Annotated in this window: 3 protein-coding genes; 2 read left to right on the top strand and 1 reads right to left on the bottom strand. The window is 40.7% G+C overall.

Features of this window, described 5'->3' with window-relative positions; all coding sequences use genetic code 11:
* Window positions 1-251: 251 nt before the first annotated feature.
* The gene (locus DDE80_RS14185; RefSeq protein ID WP_108308587.1) at window positions 252-800 is read right to left on the bottom strand and encodes an NUDIX hydrolase; all 549 of its coding nucleotides are present in this window, start codon (window positions 798-800) and stop codon (window positions 252-254) included.
* An 82-nt stretch (window positions 801-882) separates the two neighbouring features.
* On the opposite strand from DDE80_RS14185, the gene DDE80_RS14180 reads away from it, so the two are divergent.
* A complete protein-coding gene (locus tag DDE80_RS14180) occupies window positions 883-1773 on the top strand; it encodes an aldo/keto reductase (protein WP_108308586.1) in 891 nt (296 codons plus the stop codon).
* A complete protein-coding gene (locus DDE80_RS14175) occupies window positions 1770-2249 on the top strand; it encodes a VanZ family protein (protein WP_108308585.1) in 480 nt (159 codons plus the stop codon). Before DDE80_RS14180 ends, DDE80_RS14175 begins: the two co-directional genes overlap by 4 nt.
* Window positions 2250-2329 lie beyond the last annotated feature (80 nt).

Below are 2329 nucleotides of genomic sequence, written 5' to 3'. Positions count from 1 at the left end.
GAACGTGTAGAAATTCGTATGCCTAAATCAATTATCGAGAAATTAGATAAATACCAAGAAGAAAACGGACTGTCTACAAGAACAGCAACTATTCTCGAATTATTGCGAAAAGGCTTAGAAAAATAACTTTGGCTAAAGCCAACCGAAATTCATCTCCCACCTACTCATTGGTGCTATTCGCACCTTCACATTCCTTGAGGATGGGAGACTTCTTTCGGAAAGCCGTTAAAAAGAAAAACAAGTTAAGTACATTATTTCATTAACTGCTGTAGCTTCCACCATTGGATGGCAAATGCTGTTTTAGCATCTGTAATACGTCCTTGTTGTAGCATATCCCATACTTCTGGCAGTGTATATGTTTTTAGCGTCACGAACTCATCTTCATCTAGCGGTGCTTTATGTTCTACAACTGTTAATTGCTCAGCTACATATACGTGAATTATCTCGTCAGCAAAGCCTGGTGATGTCGCAAATGTTTGTACGAGTGTTAACTGTTCGGCACGATAACCTGTCTCTTCCTCTAATTCACGTGCTGCCGTATGTAATGGGAGTTCTCCAGCTTCCATTTTACCAGCAGGGATTTCTAAAGACATACGCTCTAACGGTTTACGGTATTGTTCGACAAGTACAATTTTAGCCTCAGACGTAATCGCAATAATAGCCACAGCTCCTGGGTGCTTTACTAACTCTCGCTTTGCGATTTTGCCATTAGGTAAACGAACCTCATCCACTTGTAATGAAATAATCTTTCCATCAAATATTTTTTCGGTACTTATTGTTTTTTCTTCAAAATTTGGCATTGAACTGCCCCCTCACTTGTTCTGGTACACTCTTTCATTGTACCATTAAGCTAACAAAAATCGATGTAGGAGTGAAATTTTTATGCAAAAAAGAACACTAGGCACCAGTACACTAAACGTTTCGGAAATCGCACTAGGTTGTATGTCTTTACCAACCGATATAACAGCAGCTCAACCAATTGTTTTTGAAGCACTTTCTCAAGGTATCACGTATTTTGATACTGCTGATTTATATGATTATGGTGAAAATGAAGCAATCATAGGTAAGCTATTGCAAGGCGAGCGCCACAATATTACGCTCGCTACTAAAGTAGGTAACCGCTTCACAAAAGGAGAAGAAGGCTGGCGCTGGGATGCATCTGCAACCTATATTGAACAAGCTGTCCACGCTAGTTTACGTCGCCTAGGTACAGACTATATTGACCTTTACCAACTACACGGCGGTACAATTGAAGATGATTTTGACGCAGTTATTGACGTATTCGAGCGCTTAAAAAAAGCAGGTACCATCCGCGCTTACGGCATTTCTTCCATTCGACCAAACGTCATCGAACGCTTTTTACCTGCTAGTGATGCTGCGAGCATTATGATGCAATATAGTTTATTAGACCGTCAACCAGAAGAGTTTTTTAATTTTATTGAAGCACAAGGCGCTTCAGTTGTCACGCGTGGTACGTTAGCTAAAGGTATTTTAACAGGTGAATGGCAAAAGCGCGCTAAAGCTTATAATAATTACAGCGATGAGGAAGTAAAAGACACGTTGCGACAGTTACAAGAAGCGTACGGTGATATTCATGCGTTAGCGCTGGCCTTTAACCTACAACATAAAGCAATTGCTTCTACTGTAATCGGTGCGAGTAGCAAAGTGCAGCTTAGCGAAACGCTCAATGCCTATCAACGTGCTAAGCGCATTACAGACGTAACAGCAGCAAATGCTATAACGAAACGACAACGTTATAGCGCCCACCGATGAAAAAGTTTTACTTTCTCGGCGCTTTACTGCTCACCTTACTCGTTTTTTCTAGCATGACGGCTGAACAACAATCCCTGCAACACTTTTTGCAAACAGCGCTAAGTACCAAACCATTTGAAGCGCAACTTAGCCAACTTGCCATACCTTACTGGGATACTGTAGTAAGTGTAGAAGAACGGGGTTACTTTGCCTTTGTCGAATTTTTAATTCGTAAAGGCGCACATTTTTTGATGTTTGCAACGATTGCAGTAGCGCTACTGCAATTTCGGCTACACCCTGTAGTTGTGCTCCTTATTGCTTTTGGCATTGCACTTGGTGATGAGTTTAGACAGAGCTTTACACCAGGGCGTACGATGACGTTACAAGATGTATGGCTCGATACAGCTGGTGCTTTTTTTGGTATTGTCATTTATTATTTTGAAAAAAAAGGAGGCTGGGACATAACTAGTGTTCAGCCAAAGAAAAAGAGAAATTGAGTGCGCTCAATTTCTCTTTTTCAATTTTTTATAGGTATTTTTATTGATTGGCTGTGAACTTTCGCAAGTTCACAGCCATC

It is taken from the genome of Metalysinibacillus jejuensis (assembly GCF_003057615.1).
In the GTDB taxonomy this organism is placed as follows: Bacteria; Bacillota; Bacilli; order Bacillales_A; family Planococcaceae; genus Metalysinibacillus; species Metalysinibacillus jejuensis.
This window is presented reverse-complemented; position numbering and strand designations above follow the sequence as displayed.